General features: G+C 33.5%; 18 protein-coding genes and 1 riboswitch. Of the genes, 10 read left to right on the forward strand and 8 right to left on the reverse strand.

Annotated elements, in window-relative coordinates; translation table 11 throughout:
* Positions 1–333: 333 nt before the first annotated feature.
* Positions 334–1,791: an asparagine synthase-related protein gene (locus AA80_RS05170; protein ID WP_103876763.1), complete on the forward strand. Its 1,458-nt coding sequence runs from the start codon at positions 334–336 to the stop codon at positions 1,789–1,791.
* Positions 1,792–1,880: 89 nt separating this feature from the next.
* Positions 1,881–2,774, forward strand: coding sequence for a glycine betaine ABC transporter substrate-binding protein (locus AA80_RS05175; RefSeq protein WP_233186832.1), 894 nt, complete (start codon positions 1,881–1,883; stop codon positions 2,772–2,774).
* Between the two features lie 40 nt (positions 2,775–2,814).
* Here AA80_RS05175 and AA80_RS05180 read toward each other — a convergent pair whose 3' ends face one another.
* The 4 genes from AA80_RS05180 to AA80_RS05195 all read right to left on the reverse strand — a co-directional run bounded on the left by AA80_RS05180 (position 2,815) and on the right by AA80_RS05195 (position 6,836).
* A complete protein-coding gene (locus tag AA80_RS05180) occupies positions 2,815–3,453 on the reverse strand; it encodes a methionine ABC transporter permease (RefSeq protein WP_103876765.1) in 639 nt (212 codons plus the stop codon).
* On the reverse strand, positions 3,454–4,452 hold the full coding sequence (locus tag AA80_RS05185; protein WP_103876766.1) for a methionine ABC transporter ATP-binding protein: 999 nt from the start codon (positions 4,450–4,452) through the stop codon (positions 3,454–3,456).
* Positions 4,453–4,486: 34 nt separating this feature from the next.
* Positions 4,487–5,314, reverse strand: coding sequence for a MetQ/NlpA family ABC transporter substrate-binding protein (locus AA80_RS05190; RefSeq protein ID WP_103876767.1), 828 nt, complete (start codon positions 5,312–5,314; stop codon positions 4,487–4,489).
* Positions 5,315–5,476: 162 nt separating this feature from the next.
* Positions 5,477–5,588: riboswitch (SAM riboswitch) on the reverse strand.
* Positions 5,589–5,636: 48 nt separating this feature from the next.
* On the reverse strand, positions 5,637–6,836 hold the full coding sequence (locus tag AA80_RS05195; protein WP_103876768.1) for an FprA family A-type flavoprotein: 1,200 nt from the start codon (positions 6,834–6,836) through the stop codon (positions 5,637–5,639).
* A 377-nt stretch (positions 6,837–7,213) separates the two neighbouring features.
* Here AA80_RS05195 and zwf point away from each other — a divergent pair, with 377 nt between their 5' ends.
* The 8 genes from zwf to AA80_RS05235 all read left to right on the forward strand — a co-directional run bounded on the left by zwf (position 7,214) and on the right by AA80_RS05235 (position 15,005).
* Positions 7,214–8,776, forward strand: a complete 1,563-nt coding sequence (gene zwf / locus AA80_RS05200; RefSeq protein WP_103876769.1) for a glucose-6-phosphate dehydrogenase — start codon at positions 7,214–7,216, stop codon at positions 8,774–8,776.
* Positions 8,757–9,455, forward strand: coding sequence for a 6-phosphogluconolactonase (gene pgl, locus AA80_RS05205; RefSeq protein WP_103876770.1), 699 nt, complete (start codon positions 8,757–8,759; stop codon positions 9,453–9,455). The genes zwf and pgl overlap by 20 nt, the downstream gene beginning before the upstream one ends.
* A gap of 189 nt (positions 9,456–9,644) precedes the next feature.
* Positions 9,645–10,337, forward strand: coding sequence for a DUF554 domain-containing protein (locus AA80_RS05210; RefSeq protein WP_103876771.1), 693 nt, complete (start codon positions 9,645–9,647; stop codon positions 10,335–10,337).
* A 208-nt stretch (positions 10,338–10,545) separates the two neighbouring features.
* Positions 10,546–11,688, forward strand: a complete 1,143-nt coding sequence (locus tag AA80_RS05215) for a hypothetical protein (protein WP_103066903.1) — start codon at positions 10,546–10,548, stop codon at positions 11,686–11,688.
* A 29-nt stretch (positions 11,689–11,717) separates the two neighbouring features.
* Positions 11,718–12,695, forward strand: coding sequence for a glucosyl-3-phosphoglycerate synthase (locus AA80_RS05220; protein ID WP_103066904.1), 978 nt, complete (start codon positions 11,718–11,720; stop codon positions 12,693–12,695).
* Entirely contained in the window at positions 12,692–14,212 is a 1,521-nt protein-coding gene (locus AA80_RS05225; protein WP_103066905.1) for a glycosyltransferase family protein, read from the forward strand. The genes AA80_RS05220 and AA80_RS05225 overlap by 4 nt, the downstream gene beginning before the upstream one ends.
* Positions 14,213–14,287: 75 nt before the next feature.
* Positions 14,288–14,548, forward strand: coding sequence for a DUF3783 domain-containing protein (locus AA80_RS05230; protein ID WP_103066906.1), 261 nt, complete (start codon positions 14,288–14,290; stop codon positions 14,546–14,548).
* A 13-nt stretch (positions 14,549–14,561) separates the two neighbouring features.
* Positions 14,562–15,005: an RNase H family protein gene (locus AA80_RS05235; RefSeq protein ID WP_279585880.1), complete on the forward strand. Its 444-nt coding sequence runs from the start codon at positions 14,562–14,564 to the stop codon at positions 15,003–15,005.
* A gap of 5 nt (positions 15,006–15,010) precedes the next feature.
* On the opposite strand, the gene AA80_RS05240 is transcribed toward AA80_RS05235, so the two are convergent.
* From AA80_RS05240 to AA80_RS05255, 4 genes are read right to left on the reverse strand one after another with little or no spacing between them, the layout of a single operon-like run.
* On the reverse strand, positions 15,011–15,961 hold the full coding sequence (locus AA80_RS05240) for a sulfotransferase (protein ID WP_169924964.1): 951 nt from the start codon (positions 15,959–15,961) through the stop codon (positions 15,011–15,013).
* Between the two features lie 21 nt (positions 15,962–15,982).
* Positions 15,983–16,696, reverse strand: coding sequence for an ABC transporter ATP-binding protein (locus AA80_RS05245; RefSeq protein ID WP_103066909.1), 714 nt, complete (start codon positions 16,694–16,696; stop codon positions 15,983–15,985).
* A complete protein-coding gene (locus tag AA80_RS05250) occupies positions 16,681–17,415 on the reverse strand; it encodes an ABC transporter permease (RefSeq protein ID WP_103066910.1) in 735 nt (244 codons plus the stop codon). The genes AA80_RS05245 and AA80_RS05250 overlap by 16 nt, the downstream gene beginning before the upstream one ends.
* A complete protein-coding gene (locus AA80_RS05255; protein ID WP_103066911.1) occupies positions 17,412–18,338 on the reverse strand; it encodes an ABC transporter substrate-binding protein in 927 nt (308 codons plus the stop codon). The genes AA80_RS05250 and AA80_RS05255 overlap by 4 nt, the downstream gene beginning before the upstream one ends.
* Between the last annotated feature and the right edge of the window lie 120 nt (positions 18,339–18,458).

The following is an 18,458-nucleotide window of genomic DNA, read 5'->3' on the forward strand; positions in this document are numbered from 1 at the left end:
AAAGCAAAGAGATGCCCTAATCTTAGCAGCCAAAGGCAACCTCGCGCTCTATGAGCATCCACCAATGAAAAATAGCCTTGCTGATGGCCTAATCAAAGGTGATGCAGTAATCGGTTAGCAAATTGACTGCTAAGTCAGGAAACAAGCTTTTTAAGCAACGGCCAAAAGGTCTTGCAGGGAGGAAGGGAATCTTCCCTCGCTAATCATCCTGATACTATTTTAGCATTAGGGCATCTCTTTACAAAAGAAATAATAAAAAAGAGCAAAAAACAAATTTTTAGTACCATTTTTTGAGTTTCATATCCATACATATTATACGAGGAGGATTAATTTGTGTCAGGTATTGCCGGAACAACAGCTAAAGACAAGAAAATTGTTAATAAAATATTGAACAGGATTCAACACCGAGGTCCAAAATCAACATGGGTAGAAGAAGGAGAAAAAGCAACTATAGGTTGCTGCTTGCTTTCATCAGAGGAAACAGCAAAAGAGCGAGTTTTTACAAAAGAAGGAAACGGTATTTCTGTTTTAGATGGGCATCTCTACCACGAAGATAATTTACATCTTGAAGCGGCATTCTTAATACTTGAAAATTATAGAAAATTTGGGAAAAAATTTGCAAGCTATTTAGATGGTGATTTTGCTTTCGCAATCGATGACAGAAATGATCTTATTTTAGGCCGAGATTACATCGGTTCTCATCCCCTATATTATGGCTTTAATAATAATGAACTTTATTTTTCCTCGGAAGCAAAGGGTCTTGTTGGTATAGTTAAGGAGATTGAAGAACTAGAACCTGGACACTTATTTTCATTAAAAGACGGCGTTCTACCTTATTCGACTTTCTTTGAAAGTGTCCCTTCCTTTAAAACACCGCAAGATGCGGCTAAAATACTGAAGGAATTATTAGAGAAGGCTGTTAAACGCAATATGTCAGATGGTTTTGTGGATGGAGCTTTACTTAGCGGCGGATTGGATAGCAGTATTATCGCTTATACCGCTTCTAAATATCAAAATCCCATCAAGACCTTCACAATAGGCGTTTCTCAAAATGGCGATCTTCCACGGGCAACCGAAATGGCAGAATTTATTGGTTCTTCTCATTATTGGAAAATCTTTGATAAACAAAAAATTGAAAATATTCTCCCAAAAGCTATTTATCATTTAGAATCTTTCGAAGAATCTTGTGTTCATGGCGCAGTGGCGCATTATTTAACAGCGAAATTTGCCCGTGAAAAGGGAGCAAATTGTTTGTTGTGCGGTGAAGGAGCAGATGAGCTTTTAGGAGGTTATCACGAACTAAAGCAAGCAGAGTCAAATCAAGAGATGGATAATTTTTTTGATGATTTAATGTCTAACGCCTACCGTACTGGACTCCAAAGACTCGATAGATCCTTCTCAGCTCATGGAATCGAATATCGCACTCCTTTTCTTGATAGACGTGTGGTGAATTTTTGTAATCAAATACCAAATGAATGGAAAATTTATGGACCTGAAAAAATTGAAAAATGGATCTTAAGAAAAACTTATGAACATGATTTACCTAACAACATTGTAAATCGAAGAAAAGAACCCTTTGCTAATGGTAGCGGTGTATCTGATATCATAAAAGATATTTCACAACAGAAAGTCTCAGAATTTGAAAGAAGGCCGAGTACATTTCAAAATTTAGATGTTGATTGGGAGTTTACATCTCCCGCTGAGTTTTATTATTACCGTTTATTTAAAGAATTCTTTCCAGATAAATCTTATGAACGTTTAGTAACCAGATGGAATCCCTTATTAAATTGATAAACGGCGAAATTCTCCCTTAAAGATATGGTTGGAGAACGGGGCGAAGGGGCGCTAAAACTGGTTTCATGTAACTTAAATTGATGGAGGTGTTAACTTTGAAAAAATTGACAATGCTTGTGTTGGTCGTTGTATTTTCTTTAACTGCGCTTTTTGGTGCAACTTTAACCGTAGGTGCTTCAAATTTCACGGAACAGTACATATTTGGTGAACTCATATCTGCTTTACTTGAAGAAAACAATTTTAATATCGATAAAAGATTTGGCTTAAATACTTTAGTGAGAAGAACAGGTATGTTGAACGGCCAAATAGATATTTCCGCAGATTATACAGGAACAGCCTGGACAACGTATTATCATAAAGAGGAATTGATTTACGACCCAGTAGAATTATACAACCAAGTTAAAAGCATAGATAAAGAAAAAGGGTTAGTATGGCTAGATCTAACCAGTATAAACAACTCATATGCCCTGGCTATGAAAAGGGAAAGCGCAGAAAGTTTAGGCATTGATACCATATCTGAACTTGCCGAATATGTAAATGATCATCCTGGGGAAATGAAAATAGCAATTGACTATGAATTCTTCGAAGGTGCAATGAATATTTTCGAAATGGCAGAAACATACAACATGAACATATCCAAAAATGATGTTAAAACTATGCAGTGGGGTTTAACCTATGAGTCTTTGAATCAAGGAGATGCTGATATAACAATGGTCTTTACCACCGATTCTCAGCTACTGAAATACGACTTAAAGGTTTTGGAAGACGATAAACATTTCTTCCCTTTTTATCATGTAGCTGTTGTGGTGAGAGAAGATACTTTAGAAAAATATCCTGAGATAGCAGAAATATTGAGACCTTTTGCTATGTACTTAAACCAAGATATAATCATAAGGTTAAATTATTTAGTAGATGTTGAGGGTGTTGAACCAGAAGTTGTTGCAAGAGATTATTTAGAAGGTTTAGGCTTGATAGATTAATCTCGTTTATTACATAAAAAGCCAGGAGATTCCTGGCTTTTTATTTTCTTAAAGAGTTCGACAATCTTGAACCAACAAATTGGGTTATCTGAGTCAAGAAGATTAATATTGCCACGTCGTATAGAAGAACATCCATTCTAAACCTTTGATATCCGTAATTTATCGCCATTGCCCCAAGGCCTCCGGCTCCCACAGCTCCTGCTATAGCTGTGTAAGTTATTAAGTTTATAACCAACAAAGTAATATTTGAAACCATCTCCGGGGCAGTCTCAGGTAATAATACTTTAAATATAAACTGTCTGTTGGTCATACCCATAGATACAGATGTATCTAGTAACCCTTGTGAAAGATTGTTAAAAGAAGTTTCAGCCAATCTTGCCATAAAAGGAATCGCTGCTATAGACAATGGCACAATTGCTGCGGTTGAACCGATTATCGTTCCTGTTAATAATCTTGTTAAAGGGATTATCAAAATAATAAGGATGATAAAAGGTATTGATCTAAATATATTTACAATCCAATCTAAAACGGAATACCAGGTTTTTGCAGCTTTCTTATCACTCTTAGACAACATGTAGAGCGCAATTCCCAACGGAATACCTAACAAAACGGCTATAAAGCCAGAAACGAAGGTCATGTATAACGTTTCAAGAGTAGCTATAAAGAGATCTTGGATCATTTATTTCAACACCTCAACTTTGTAAACATTGGCAGAGAGCTCTTCTAAAAACTTTTCCATTTCCCTTTGCGTAGAAATAACCTCGACTATTAAAGTTCCATACGGATTGTCTTTCAAATGTTCTATCTTACCGTAGAGTATGTTCAATGTGATGTCATATTTTTTGGTGATATTATGTAAGATAGGTTCATGAGTTTTTTCTCCCCAAAAAACTACCTTTATCAATCTATCGTTTTCTCCTTTAACAACCTCTTTTACCCTTTTCCAATCTACGTTTATTTCTTGATAAAATTCTTTATTCAGTTCATTTTCTTTTTCAATAAAAAATTCGTGGACTTTACCAAAAAAATCAACCGTTCCATTTTTTAAATAAACCACCTTATCACAAATCTTTTTGATCACGTCCATTTCATGAGTAACAATCAAAATTGATTTTTTCATACTCTTATTGATTTCTAATATGAGATCTAAAATTCTTTGTGTTGTACTTGGATCTAAAGATGATGTGGGCTCATCAAACAAAATAATATCAGGATTATTTATCAATGCCCTTGCTATAGCTGTTCTTTGTTTCTCTCCTCCCGATAACAGGGAAGGATAAGAATCCTTTTTATGAAGGAGATTCACATCTTTCAATATCTTATTAACACGAATTTCTATTTCCTTTTTAGGCAATTTTTCAATTTCAAGGGGAAGAGATACATTTTCAAATACCGTTCTAGAACTCAACAAGTTGAAATGTTGGAATACTATACTAATCTTTTTTCTCACGTTTCTCAATTGGTTATTATTTAATTTTGTTAGATCTACTTTATCCAAGAAAATCTCCCCGGAAGTAGGAGCTTGGAGCAGGTTCATCGTTCTCAAAAGAGACGTTTTCCCCGCTCCGGATAGACCAATAATCCCCAGAATTTCTCCATCTTCAACTGTAAAATTTACGTTTTTTAAGACATGATTTTTGTTATCATATATGAGATTAAGATTTTTTATTTTTAACAACTAAGTTTCTCCTTTTGTATTATTTTATGAAAGCTCAAAATACAGGTACTACGGCACCATTATAATTCTCTATAATAAATTTTCTAACCTTATCGGTTGTTAAAACTTTAATCAAAGCTTTTACTAGTTCATCGTCGACACGGCTTTCCTTTACAGTTATTATGTTGGCATATGGAGATTGGGCTCCTTCGTAGAATACCGCATCTTCCAATGGGTTTAGCCCTGCTTCTATAGCATAATTTGTGTTAATTACTGCCCCAACAACATTTTTATCTTCCTTATAAGTCCTGGGCAAATACGGTGCTTCAAGCTCTTTGAATACCAAACCGTATGGATTTTCAACAATATCCTTGATAGTTGCCACTAAAGGATCCTCTCTCTCCCTAAGCTTAATCACTCCATATTCTTGAAGAAGCAACAAAGATCTACCTTCGTTGGTAACATCGTTAGGAATTATGATTAAATCGCCTTTTTTAAGGACATTTAAATCTTTTTTCAAATAAAACCCCATAGGTTCAACATGGATCTTAGCAACAGACACCAAGTCTGGCAACTTGCGTTCCCTTTTAAAAGTTTCTAAATATGGTTCATGCTGAAAATAATTCGCATCTATAGAACCGTCTTCCAAAGCCAAATTGGGTTGAACATAATCCGTGAAAATTACTATCTGAAGCTCTACACCAGTTTTTTCTTTAAAATCATCTTTTATAAACTCTAAAATCTCAGCGTGCGGAACTGGAGTAGCTCCAACTTTGAACGTATTCCCACCAAAGCCAAATAAAGCATATCCTTCAACGAAAAACAATGTTAAAAAAATAAATAATGAAACCAAAACCTTTAATACACACTTACTTCTTTTCATACTAAATCCCTCCCTCGGAATATATGTTTTAGTACCCTTTCACCCCGTAACCCTTTTAAAATCAAAATCTTATACCTGAAAAAATTCTATAATTAGAACTTTATATACAAAAAACCTCTTCCGGTAGAATGGAAGAGGTGTATTTTTATAATTCTTATCCTCTCCTTATCTCCCAGAATTATTCTGCAGGATTTGGCACCATTGCATAATTTTGTTAAATTATGCAGGTTGCCGGGCTTCTTCGGGCCAGTCCCTCCGCCTCTCTCGATAAGGAATCAAAACTTATTAATTTAACCTATACTATCATATTTCTTTTTGGAAGTCAAGCCAATTTTATCTCTTTTGCCATCGCTTTTGCCAATTCACTTAATTTCTTAAAATCTTCCTCTTTTGCAGATAACCTTGCTTCAACCGGTTCAGTAACAAGCGGCCATTTCATTTGCTCATTGTACTTAACTATAGTAGATACTCCGCCTCCGCTCCAACCATATGTACCAAAGATACCTAAAACATGATTTTTTATATTGGTATGAGCCAACCATTGAACTAACGATTCCATATAAGGAAAAAGACCTTGGTTATACGTTGAGCTTCCAAGTATTAGCCCTTTGTACCTCCAAATCTCGTTAATTATATAAGAAATATGCGTTTTTGATACATTCATTATTTTGATCTTTTTAATGCCCTCTTCAGCCAATTTTCTTGCCACATAATCTGCCATTTCTTCTGTATTACCATACATCGAACCATAAGCTATTACTACACCTTCTTCGGTTTCGTATTTACTCCATTTATCATACAAAGAGTAAATTCTGTCTGGATTTTTTCTCCAAATTGGTCCATGTGTAGAAGCGATTATTTTTATATCTATATTAGCTTCATTCAATTTATTTAAGGCCCTTTGTACCATAGGAGAGAACTTTCCAACTATATTAGAAAAATATCTTCTGATTTCATCTTCAAAGAAATCTATTTTTACTTCATCGTCGAATATTCCCCCGTCTAAGGTCCCAAATCCACCAAAGGCATCACCTGAGAACAAAATTTTATCCGTTTCATCATAAGTCATCATCGTTTCTGGCCAATGAACCATTGGAGTTAGGTAAAACCTCAGATTATGCTTTCCTAAATTCAGAGATTCACCATCTTTTATCTCATGAAAATTATCTTTAACCATATAAAGGTTTTCTATAAATTGAAAAGTAGTTCTGTTACCCACAATTTTTAAATTGGGAAATTTTTGCAAAAGTTCTGGAATCGCCCCAGAATGATCAGGCTCCATATGATTGATGATTAAATAATCAAGAGGTTTACCGTTTAAAAGTTTTCTAATTTTATCAAAAAACTCAGTCACTTTCCATTCTTTAACCGTATCGATTAAAGCTGTTTTTTCATCTAAGATTAAATAAGAATTATAACTAACCCCTCTATCAAGAGGCCATAAACTTTCAAAAAGCTGAGTGTCTCTGTCGTTTACCCCAACATAGTAAATACTGTCGCTAATTTTTATGGAAACATTCATACTTTCATCCTCCTTTGAATTTTAAGTTTTAAAGTTAGCTTACTCAACTTCTCTAATATTTTGTCGTTCTGATTTTGATATAATCGAATGAGGTAGGAATCTTTTCCAGCCTTTTCTTCAAAATATATTTTATCACATAATCCAGCTCGTTTTATGGTCGATTTTAACTAACTTTTACCTTACAAATCGTTAAATTGTTTGAAGTTCCCTTTTTTTCAAGGCAATATTATCAAAATAAAACAATTCAAAATTTTGTAAATTATTATCTTTTTTGTCGTGTTATAATACAAATAACAATTAATTTATAAAATATTCTATAAACACTGTGGGTGGGGAGCACATTAAAATATTCTATACAAAGAGGTGGGCGGCAGTATATGGAACAAATAACAAAACATCTTTCAAGAAAAAATATTTGTGAAGAAATAAAACCCGGGGCCTCTTCCTTAATAATATTTGGAGCCTCAGGAGATTTAACTTTTAGAAAATTAATCCCTTCTATATATACGTTGTTCAAAAAGAACCTTTTACCCAACGAATTTTTCTTACTGGGAGTAGCTAGGTCTAAATTCACCGCGGAGGAATACCGCCAAGAAATAAAAAATAGATTATTGGAAGAAAACGAAGATAACTTTATAATTTCAAAATTCATTGAAAAAGTTTTTTATACTTCAGGTTTCTACGACGATGATTCCCTGTACCTGGAACTAAAAAATAAACTAAATTATTTCGATAAAATCTTTAACACCCACGAAAATCATCTTTTTTATCTTTCAACCCCTCCAAATGTCTATTTAGAAATAATTAAACGTTTGGGGAAGTTTAACTTGACCAAAGAAAGTGAAAATTCTTATTCAAGAATAATAATAGAAAAACCTTTTGGCAGTAATTTTAACACATCCAAAGAATTAGACGAGGAACTTCATAAGTATCTAAATGAAACCCAAATATACAGAATTGACCATTATCTTGGTAAAGAGACCGTTCAAAATATAATGATGCTCAGATTTGCAAACATTGTTTTTGAACCCATATGGAATTACAAATACATAGATAACGTCCAGATAACCGTGGCTGAAACATTAGGCGTAGAACATAGGGCTGGATACTTTGAACAAGCTGGCTTATTACGAGACATGTTTCAAAACCATATGATGCAGCTTTTAACTTTGGTAGCAATGGAACCTCCTGCTTCCCTTGAAGATACAAGCGTTAGGGACGAAAAGACAAAACTATTGAAAGCTATAAGACCCTTTGAAAAAGAGAAGATAGATGAATACTTTGTAAGAGGCCAATATATTGACGGAATGATCAATGGAAAAGAAGTTCCTGCTTATACAGAAGAAAAGAATGTTGATCCACACTCTTTTGTAGAAACATTTGTAGCGTCTAAATTTTTAATCGACAATTGGAGATGGAGCGGGATACCTTTTTATTTAAGGGCAGGCAAAAGATTGAAAAGAAAGGTTACAGAAATCGCCATAATCTTTAAAGACGTTCCCCATTCGATATTTGCTAAAAACGATATAACATTAGAGAAAAATGCCCTCATTCTAAATATACAACCAGACGAAGGGTTTTCACTGAAGATCCAAGCCAAACAACCCGGTTCCAAGCTTTGTTTAAATACATTAACTATGGATTTCAATTATGACGAATTCTTCAAATTCAAAGGTCCTGATGCATATGAAAGGCTTCTTTTGGACGCCATGTTGGGTGATCAAACACTTTTTGTAAGAAGTGACGCTATGGAAATTTCTTGGAAAATCTTCACCCCTGTTTTAGAAAAATGGGAAGAAGAAAAACATAATGGGCTGAGATTATACAAAAGTGGTACCTGGGGACCAAAAGAATCTTTTGAGTTATTAGAAAAAGATAATAGAAGTTGGCGAAACTTAGACTTTGAAAGTGAGGATTTATATGCAAGCAAAGTTTTTTGAAGATCCCCAAAAGTTCCAAAAAGAGACCGCAAACCTAATTTATAAACTGTATAAAAAAAGCATAGAAGAAAATAAATTATTCACCTTAATGCTCTCAGGCGGAAGAACACCACTTCCTGTTTATGAAGAATTAGCATCAGAGTACAAAGATAAAATAAATTGGGAGAAGGTCCACATTTTTTGGGGAGACGAAAGATACGTCGATCAAAAAAGTGAAGAAAGTAATTTCAAATGGGCACACGATTTGCTAATAAGCAAAATTAATATCTCTTCAAACAATGTACACAGGATAAAAACAGAACTGCCTATAGAAAAAGCAACACAAGAGTACGTAAAAAAAATAATCAACTTTTTTGGACAACAAAATCCTATTTTTGATCTGATACTACTAGGAATAGGAGAAGATGGCCACACAGCATCTTTGTTCCCTTCAAGTGACACTTTAAAAGAAAGCAAAAAGCTCTTCACAGTCACACCACCTTCTGGAACACCTAAATTACCAAGAATTACAGCCACGTACAAATTGCTGAACAAGGCAAGAAATATCCTTTTTCTAAGTTCATACAAAGGGAAAGAGAAAGTAATAGATGAAATCCTAAACCACCCTAAGATAGCAGAAGAAAAATTTCCAGCTGCAAAGGTTAAAGTTAAGAATACTTATTTTTTCATAAAAATATAGGGACTGTTTGACAGTCCCTATTGAATTGATAATTATGAGTTAAGAAATTATCTAAAATTCTCCCATCATTTAGAAAAAAATCTTAAAATTTCTTTGTTTTTGTAATTAACCATATAATTAATTCTTTGGTATAATTATTAAAACAGTTTTTAACTGATTCTGTGCCGGAAAGAGGGAGGGTAATTAGAAATGTTCAACATAGCTGTCATAGTTAACACTTTAGCCGTTTTAATTGGAGGCACACTGGGAACGCTTGTAGGAAATAAATTGCCGGATAATTTGAGACTGATTTTATTTCAAAGTGTTGGTATAACTACCTTTTTGATTGGAGTAGGGATGGGGTTAGATGCAAGCAATTTGATCGTGGTTTTAGTATCTTTGGCGCTTGGAGGAGTAATTGGAGAATTATTGAGAATAGAAAAAGGTCTAGGAAAATTGGCAAACATCGTTGAAAGGTCACAAGGAGAAACACCGTTTGTAAGAGGATTTATTACCGCTACCGTTCTTTTTGTCATCGGACCTATGACGATAATTGGATGTCTAAATGCTGGTCTTTCAGGAGACAACTCTGTTATTTTCTTAAAATCTGTTCTTGATGGAATTTCTTCTATGATCTTAGCCTCGGCGTATGGAGTAGGGGTTACATTCTCTGCTGTGAGTGTTTTCTTAATTCAAGGTTCTATAGTTAGTTTAGCTGGGATGCTTTCCTTCCTTTCAAATCCTTATTATTTGAACGATTTTACAGCCGTAGGAGGAGCAATGATAATCGCCATTGGAATAAGACTTTTGGAGATAAAAGATATAAAAGTAGGAAACTTCCTTCCTTCTTTGATAATTGTTGTCTTGATAAATTATATTCTTACCTTTTTTGGCAGGTTTTGACAAATTCCTACAAAATATGTTATAATAATTGATAGAAAAGGTAATAAACGTTTTCTTCTTATTTAAACTACTATTCATATCTCTACCACTCATACTATATTCGCCCATATTTCTAATACAGATGAAGTAAACAAAATTAATCATAAAACCTTTTTTAAAAGGGGTTATTTTTCGTTACTTGATAAAAATGTGGAAAGGAGGAATCAAAATGCTTAGATTAGAAGATGCCTTATGGAAGTTGGAAAAATATGAGGATGAACTGTTATCTAATACGATACTTTACAATCAACTTCCTTTAAAAAATTTCGATGAACAAAAAAACTTTATAATAAACAGATTAAAAGAAATGAATCTAACAAACATTAAGGAAGATGATGAAGGAAACGTATATGTTTCTTTTGTTAACGACGATGCTTCTCCTGCGGCTCTTGTTTTCACTACTATAGATGAGATACAAGATCCACTTGTTGAAAGATTTGCAAGGGTATTAAAAGGAAAAATCGAAGGTTTAAAAATCGTCTCTTCTTCACTTAAAGTAGCAGCTCTTTTGACATTGATAAAGTTTTTACACTCTGAAAAAGTAGACTTAAGAAAGAATGTATTTTTCCTCTTTCTTAATCAGGCAAGAAAAAACAAATTTTTAAGTTTAGGAGAGTTTTTACAAGAAAATATGAAAAGTTTGGACTATGCCATTAAAGTCAATGGCATAAATTTAGGAGATCTTGGTCATCGGTCTTTAGGAAAATATGTTTACAAATTAAAGTTTTATTCTCGAGATTCAATTCATAAAACTTCTAAATCTCCATCAACCTTAGAGATATTGTACAGAATAACTTCCAATCTAAAAGAAAATGCTGATATGGAAGGCACATCTATAAGCATCTTGAAACTTGACAAATTCGAATACAACACGGAAGTAATATTAGAGATAAAGAGCGAAGGAGATCAGGATTTAGAAACCATAAGTGAAAACTTAAGATCCACCGTTACAGAATTGGCAGAAAGATACAATTTAAAAATAAAATTGAATCTGCTTTCCTACATACCAACTACTTTCATACCGAAAGATCATCCCTTGATCGAACAGATCAGAGAGATTCAGAATAATTTAAACATTAAAACTAAGTTAGTTCCTTTAGACAAAGACGAGGCTTTGATAATTAAATCAGGTATTCCTGCAGTTTCACTCGGTATAGCAAAAGGTGAAATATTAGATGGCTCAGAATACTTCGAAAGAGATGGTGTCATGAAAGGGCTAAATCAAATTTTGATGGTAGTTGATAATGTAACAACTGAAAACTTTGCTGAAGAAGAGATAGGTCAAGACATAATAGGCGAAGAAAAAGATTAAAAAAGATTAATCAGAAAGGAAGGTAAAAGATGAAGGATAATGTCTTAAAACGTTCTTTTCACCATTCAAAGTTTGAAAACATTAAAGAGCTTGTTAAATTAAAAGAAAAACAAGATGTCAAAATATCCCTTGCTTTTCCTTCTTTAAACGAAGAAAAAACAATTGGTAAAGAGATAATCATTATGAAAACAGAACTTATGGAAAAATATCCCTTATTGGATGAAATAGCCGTGATTGATTCTGGATCAGAAGACGAAACGGTTTCTATAGCAAAAGAGTATGGCGCTAAAGTTTTTTACTCTAGTGATATTTTACCAGAATACGGTTTTTACAAGGGAAAAGGAGAAAATTTATGGAAAAGCTTATACGCACTTAATGGCGATATAATAGTTTGGGTGGATTCAGATATAGAAAACATACATCCAAAATTCGTTTACGGTTTAGTTGGTGCTTTGTTGAATTATCCAGAAATAGGTTACGTTAAAGCCTTTTATGATAGGCCCATTGTTGGAAAATCGGCAATGCAACCAACGGGTGGAGGAAGGGTTACCGAATTGGTTGCAAGGCCTTTATTTTCGTTGTTTTACCCCGAGCTATCAACGATAATTCAACCTTTAAGTGGTGAATATGCAGGAAGAAGGGAGATTTTAGAAAAGCTGCCATTTTTCGTGGGATACGGTGTGGAAATTGCTCATCTCATAGACATAGCTGAAAAATATGGCACTGAAATAATAGCTCAAGTGGATCTTGAACTTCGAATACACGACAATCAACCACTACACTCACTTAGTAAAATGGCTTTTGAACTCATAAAGGTAGTATTAAAAAGATTGGAAAAATATGGAAAATTAGATTTAAAGACTGAATTGAACGATAAACATATAATGATCCAAAAAAAAGGAAATGAAAGGATTTTAGATCCAAAAGAAATTTTAAGTATTGAAAGGCCTCCAATCATCACTATCCCTGAGTACAAACAAAAGTTCTCAAGAGGAGAAAAGGTATGAACAGCCTTTACATCTTCCACTACCATTACATAAAAGGCGGAGTTTCTACCGTTGTTAGAAATATTGTAAAATCTTTAAAAGACGAATACAAAATTACTCTATTTGGTTCAAAAAAAATGGGTATAGACGGAATAAAAGAGGTTTTATCTTACAAAAACGTCGATTTTGTTGACTTTCCTGAACTCGGATATATATACTATGACAGCACCGACTACCAGACTTTTCTTGAACTCAAAGAATCGATAAAAAACGAACTGAATAATTATCACGATGAAAGGGCTATATACTGGGCTCATAATTATAATTTAGGCAAAAACCCAGCCTTCACAGAAACATTTAAAGAATTTATCATATCAAAAAACATCCCTACAATCATTCAAATACATGATTTTCCTGAGTGTGCAAGATGGGAAAACTATTCTTTTTTAAGAAAATTTATAAATTCTTCGATGTATCCTATCAGGAAGAATATATTTTATGCAACTATCAATCATTCCGATTACAATAGACTTATAAAATCCGGTATACCTTCAGAAAATACTTTTTATCTTCCAAATGCGGTTGAGTTCACTAAAAATAAAGATAAAAAAGATGAAATTGACAAAGATAAAGTAATAGATAAACTAAAAAAATTGGGATATAACGTTGATCCAAAAAACAAAAACATTTTGTATCCCACTAGGACGATAAGAAGAAAGAATATTTTGGAAGCGGTACTTATAAATCGCTTACATGGAAAAAGTAATCTACTTGTTACGTTACCAGCTAACTCTGACAAAGAAAGACCATACGAAAAAGTTGTAAAGGAAACTTTTGAATCCGAAAAGGTTAAGGGAGCTTGGGCTATTTCAGCGAAAGATCCGTCACTTTTTCCTTATATTCTAAATATTTCTGATCTGTTCTTTTCGTCTTCCGTATTAGAAGGATTTGGAATGATATATTTAGAATCAAAATTCAACGAAAAAAACTTTTTAACCAGGAAGTTAGATGTGATAGAAGATTTCAAAAATATAAAAGAAATAAGTTATTACGATCATTTTTTGGTTAGACTTTCTCCTGAAGAGATTAACAAAGTAAAAGAAGAATACGAAGAGCAAATTAACAAAATACCTATCTCTGAAAAGTACAAAAATTATTTAAGAGAAGATTTAACCAACAAATTTGACAAAGATCTAATAGATTTTTCATTTCTTCCCATAGAGCTTCAAAAGAAATTCTGTAAGGAAGAAGAAACAAAACTTAAAGATTTGAAAGAAATTAACAAAGAAATATTTGATAAAATAGAAGTGTTGACTTCGACACAGCACATTGACCAAGGAATAAACTTGAAAGATTTCTCATTAAAGGCATATAAAAGTAAAATATTTTTATTATTAGATAAAGTGCAAACTTTAGAAGGAAACGCCCAGAAAGGGGTTCAAGGAAGTAAAAAGGAAATAGAAGATACAACAATTGACGAAAATATTTTAAAATCTTTTCTAACAGTAGACAACATTAGATTACTTTTTTCTTACTAGGTGTTATGTAGGCCAATTGTGGCGAGGGCTACGTGGCAAAGGGGCGCTAATTTCACAACTTCGGAGGTTATACTCATGTATGAAGATATAAAAAACATTCCAACAATTATAATAAACGGTATGTCTAAAGAACAGATACTTAGGATAATGAAAGTGATAAAAGATATGGAAAACTTACCAGAAAATATCATTTTTGCCTCTGTTACTCCTACAAGCTCTCAGTGGACCGTTGAAGAACTAATCAAAGAGCTAAAACAAGAGGACATAGAAATGAAAATAGTAACAGAAAATCTCAAAAAAGGGGTATACGACAATTACAAAAAAGACAGCCAGTGAGAATAAAATTCTCATCGCCTATGTCGATGGGAGTTATGACGTAGAAACAAAAATATACGGTAGCGGAATAGTACTTCTAGATGGTGAGGAAAAGCACTTCTTCTTTTCTGGTAATAACCCAGAATACTCCTATAGCAGAAATGTTGCCGGAGAAATAAGTGCATCCATCTACGCAATGGAATACGCTAAAGAAAAAGGCTATGAAAAGATAATAATACACCATGACTACATTGGATTAGAGAAATGGTGTAACGGAGAATGGAAAACAAATAAAAAAATAACCATAGCCTACAAAAATTGCTATGATTATTTTAGTAAATTTTTAAAAATACAGTTCAATTGGGTAAGGGGACACTCAGGAGACCATTACAATACGTTGGCCGATCAATTGGCTAAAAAAGCATTAGAAAGCAAAAAATTCCGTGATTTAATAACGAAATATCTTTATTCAAATTGATTTTTTCATGCTATTTCAAACTTGTAACCTTTTTCCACCTTTTCAGACCATTCTGATTCTTGACCATAATTAAACTTTTTCATCAGTTTGCTACAATGTTTTTCCATAATAACTGCTTCCTTATTTTTCCAATCTCTCCAATGAGGTATAACGTAGTTTTTAGAACTAGAGTTAACTTTTCTATTCAATAGCTGGGGTTTGAACTCGTAATTCTTTGAAAAACCGTCTTCAAAATTGGTAATAAAATCTAAAAAATCTTTGAAATACTTTTCTCTATCCTGATAAATCAGAATATCTTCGTATCTATAAACTTTAAAATTTGGTTTGTCACTCATTTTTTCAAGAACAAAAGAATTAAGTTTGTTATAATACCAACAAAGTTTCTCAAATTTCGACATATTTTTCCATTTTTCAGCGTAGGGGTCATCTTTGAAATCAGTTGCTTTCATGCTTATATTTAAAAAAGGAAAATCAATTTTGCCATAGAGAAGAGATGCTTTTGTACTCATTACAGATCTGATCCAAGTTCGGGGATCTCGAATAACAAATACAACCTTGCTGTTGGGAAATACTTTCTCCAGTAAGTCTACAACGCCGTGCAGGTGGTTATTCGATTCAACATAAAGCTCAGGAATAATGTCTTTAAGTACTAACTTTCTCATTTGCTCTATATACTTTAATGCTTTATCGTCGCTAACCCTTCCTGCACGCCTATCGCTACTAAGTTTATACATAGAATATTTCGGAGTTAATTGACCTATCGTCATTCTTAAAAATCCATATTTTTTAATATCTTTTTTCCATTTATTTCTATCTGTCACAAAAACTCCAGCGGGCTCATGAGTAGAATAACAGTCATCAATCATAGAAGGAAGAACTTTGCCTATGAACTTAGTGCCGGTCCTACCTGTGGAAACAATGAAAACTGAATGTTTGTATATAGGAATAAACTTCACCTCCAAATCTTTTTATACTTTCTAACCAATTATCTTTTCAGATTGGCTTATAACAAATTTTGTAATCTGGCTTTCTAACTCTAAAAATCTTTTATCATAAATATTTTTCTCTTCTTCTAAAAGATCTATATCAAAGACCTTTAATATTCTAGAAGGTCTTTGTGACAAAATGACTATTTTGTTTCCCAGCATCAATGCCTCTTTTATGTCATGGGTAACCATCAATATTGAAAAATAACTTTTATTCCACATCTTATTCATATCTTCTATTATTGATAATTTAATATTTAGATCCAAAGATGTGAAAGGTTCATCCATTAGCAAGATCTGTGGTTGAACTAATAAAGATCTGGCAATATTCACTCTTTGTTTCATTCCTCCACTCAATCTGGAAGGTAAAAGAATTTCAAAACCTTCTAAACCCATCATACCGATAATTTGTTTAATTTTCTTTTCATCGTCTAAAATTATTTTTAGGTTATCGTAAACCGTTCTCCAAGGCAATAATCGAGGCTCTTGAAAAACATAACCGATCTTATCCACAAAAGTTTCAACTTTTCCTTCACTTTGTCTTTCTAATCCTGCAACAATCCTAAAAAAAGTGGTTTTTCCACAACCTGAAGGTCCTAATAGAACGATTTTTTCTCCCTCTTTCAACTCAAGACTCCAGTTGTCTATAACCAGAAGGTCTCCAAATCTTTTGATTAAACCATCTGCTTTTAGTACATTTCCCATCTTTCTAACATCCTTCTTGAAATAATTTTAAATACACGCTCTGTAGCGATACCTAATATAACGGCTACGATAGTAATAGCGTAGATCCTCGGGACATCGACATACTGTCTTGCCCAAGCTAGTTCTACACCCAACCCATTTCCACCAACTAGAAACTCTGTTACTAACACCACTTTCCATACATTTCCTATTGAAACTTCAACCGCTGCAATTACAAAAGGAACGATCGAAGCTAAGTATACATGCCTAAATATCTTAGTTCTTGATACTTTGTACAAGCGTACCATCTCAAGCAATTTTCTATCGATGTTCTTTATCCCAGAAGCAGTAGTAAAAACAGTACTAGGTAAAATGGCCATGGTGCTTATTAAAATAGGGCCACGCCATCCCACACCCCATAGAAATACCACAAAAGCAAGCCAAGAAACAACCGGTATAGCTTGTATCATCATCAGCATAGGCCTAAAAATTTCATAGATCGTATCGTTCATTCCCATTAAAAATCCCAAAATTATCCCGATAAAAGAAGAAATAAACAAAACAATCAGGGTCTTCCATATCGTGTTCCATAATGCCATATAAAACCTCGGTGTACTTAGCTGATTTATTAAATTGATCAAAACTTCATGAGGGAAAGGCAACACAAAAGAAGAGCCTATAACAAAAGAAAAAAAGTACCAAAGTAAAGCGATTAAAACGATCCCAAAAACGGTTTTCATTTGTGATAAAATCCTTCTGTCGGTAAAGTAGGCAACCCTTCTGGATAAAGTTCATGCATCGTGCTTAAAAAGTTTTCTACTTCTTCTCTACATTCCAAAATTGGAATGTATTCAAAAACTAATCTATTCATCGCTTCCTTAAGTATTGGAACAGGGATAGTTAAGTATTCGTTAGTTATCTTTAATGATTGATCTAAATTTCTATTAGCCCAATCAACACTTTCAGAAAAAGCGTTCTCAACTTTTGAAACGATATCAGGTTCTCTCTCTAAAATCTCCTTTTTAACAAAAAGTCCTGCTATAGGAAGGCCGTACTTTGAACCTGAGATTTTATTCCATTCATCTTGAAAGTCTAAAACTATTCTCCCTTCAGTTCCTGTTACAGCCAATGTAGAAAATGGTTCTGGCAACGCAGCATATTCTATCTTACCTGATTTGTACAAGGAAACTATCTCCTGTGGAGGAAGGTAGTTAAATTTTACATCTTTATCAGGAACCAATCCATTTCTAACCAAAAGATACCTCATCAAAATGTCTACAGTTTGACCTCGTCCATGCGGAGAATAGACTTCATGACCCTTTAAACTTTTTACGTTTTCAAAATCAACATTACTACTGCTTACTAAATAAAATGCTTTCCACTCGTGAACACCTAGCAATATTATCTCTAAACCTTGAGCGTATAAATTTGCGCCTACGGTTATAGGAAGAACCGCAAAATCTGCTTGATTTGATACCAACAAAGCTACAGCTTCATTTGCGTCTTTCCAAAGACTTACATTTATTTCTACTTCTTCTTCTATCGTATCGGCCATCAAGCCTGTTACTGGAACAACCGTTGGACCTAAAGGATTAGTGATTGTAATGGAAAAGATCAAGAGTGCAAAGAAAAAAGAAACTATTAACAAAGCTGTTTTTTTCATGATTATTTTCCTCCTATATCTCTCTTATTTTACTCGCTTTAGAAACTCCAAAACTTGCTTTAGATCCCCTTCACCCAGCAGCCCGCCCCACAATTGGCACTTTTAAAATATTTTAGAAAA

The sequence above is a fragment of the Petrotoga sibirica DSM 13575 genome, assembly GCF_002924625.1.
Taxonomy (GTDB): domain Bacteria; phylum Thermotogota; class Thermotogae; order Petrotogales; family Petrotogaceae; genus Petrotoga; species Petrotoga sibirica.

What these genes read in the sequence shown, in the direction of transcription:
- AA80_RS05210 (WP_103876771.1), top strand. Translation starts at nt 9,645, where the DNA reads ATGTTCAACATAGCTGTCATAGTTAACACTTTAGCCGTTTTAATTGGA.
- AA80_RS05250 (WP_103066910.1), bottom strand. Translation starts at nt 17,415, where the DNA reads ATGAAAACCGTTTTTGGGATCGTTTTAATCGCTTTACTTTGGTACTTT.
- AA80_RS05245 (WP_103066909.1), bottom strand. Translation starts at nt 16,696, where the DNA reads ATGGGAAATGTACTAAAAGCAGATGGTTTAATCAAAAGATTTGGAGAC.
- AA80_RS05255 (WP_103066911.1), bottom strand. Translation starts at nt 18,338, where the DNA reads ATGAAAAAAACAGCTTTGTTAATAGTTTCTTTTTTCTTTGCACTCTTG.
- AA80_RS05180 (WP_103876765.1), bottom strand. Translation starts at nt 3,453, where the DNA reads ATGATCCAAGATCTCTTTATAGCTACTCTTGAAACGTTATACATGACC.
- AA80_RS05225 (WP_103066905.1), top strand. Translation starts at nt 12,692, where the DNA reads ATGAACAGCCTTTACATCTTCCACTACCATTACATAAAAGGCGGAGTT.
- AA80_RS05220 (WP_103066904.1), top strand. Translation starts at nt 11,718, where the DNA reads ATGAAGGATAATGTCTTAAAACGTTCTTTTCACCATTCAAAGTTTGAA.
- AA80_RS05195 (WP_103876768.1), bottom strand. Translation starts at nt 6,836, where the DNA reads ATGAATGTTTCCATAAAAATTAGCGACAGTATTTACTATGTTGGGGTA.
- AA80_RS05230 (WP_103066906.1), top strand. Translation starts at nt 14,288, where the DNA reads ATGTATGAAGATATAAAAAACATTCCAACAATTATAATAAACGGTATG.
- AA80_RS05190 (WP_103876767.1), bottom strand. Translation starts at nt 5,314, where the DNA reads ATGAAAAGAAGTAAGTGTGTATTAAAGGTTTTGGTTTCATTATTTATT.
- AA80_RS05215 (WP_103066903.1), top strand. Translation starts at nt 10,546, where the DNA reads ATGCTTAGATTAGAAGATGCCTTATGGAAGTTGGAAAAATATGAGGAT.
- pgl (WP_103876770.1), top strand. Translation starts at nt 8,757, where the DNA reads ATGCAAGCAAAGTTTTTTGAAGATCCCCAAAAGTTCCAAAAAGAGACC.
- zwf (WP_103876769.1), top strand. Translation starts at nt 7,214, where the DNA reads ATGGAACAAATAACAAAACATCTTTCAAGAAAAAATATTTGTGAAGAA.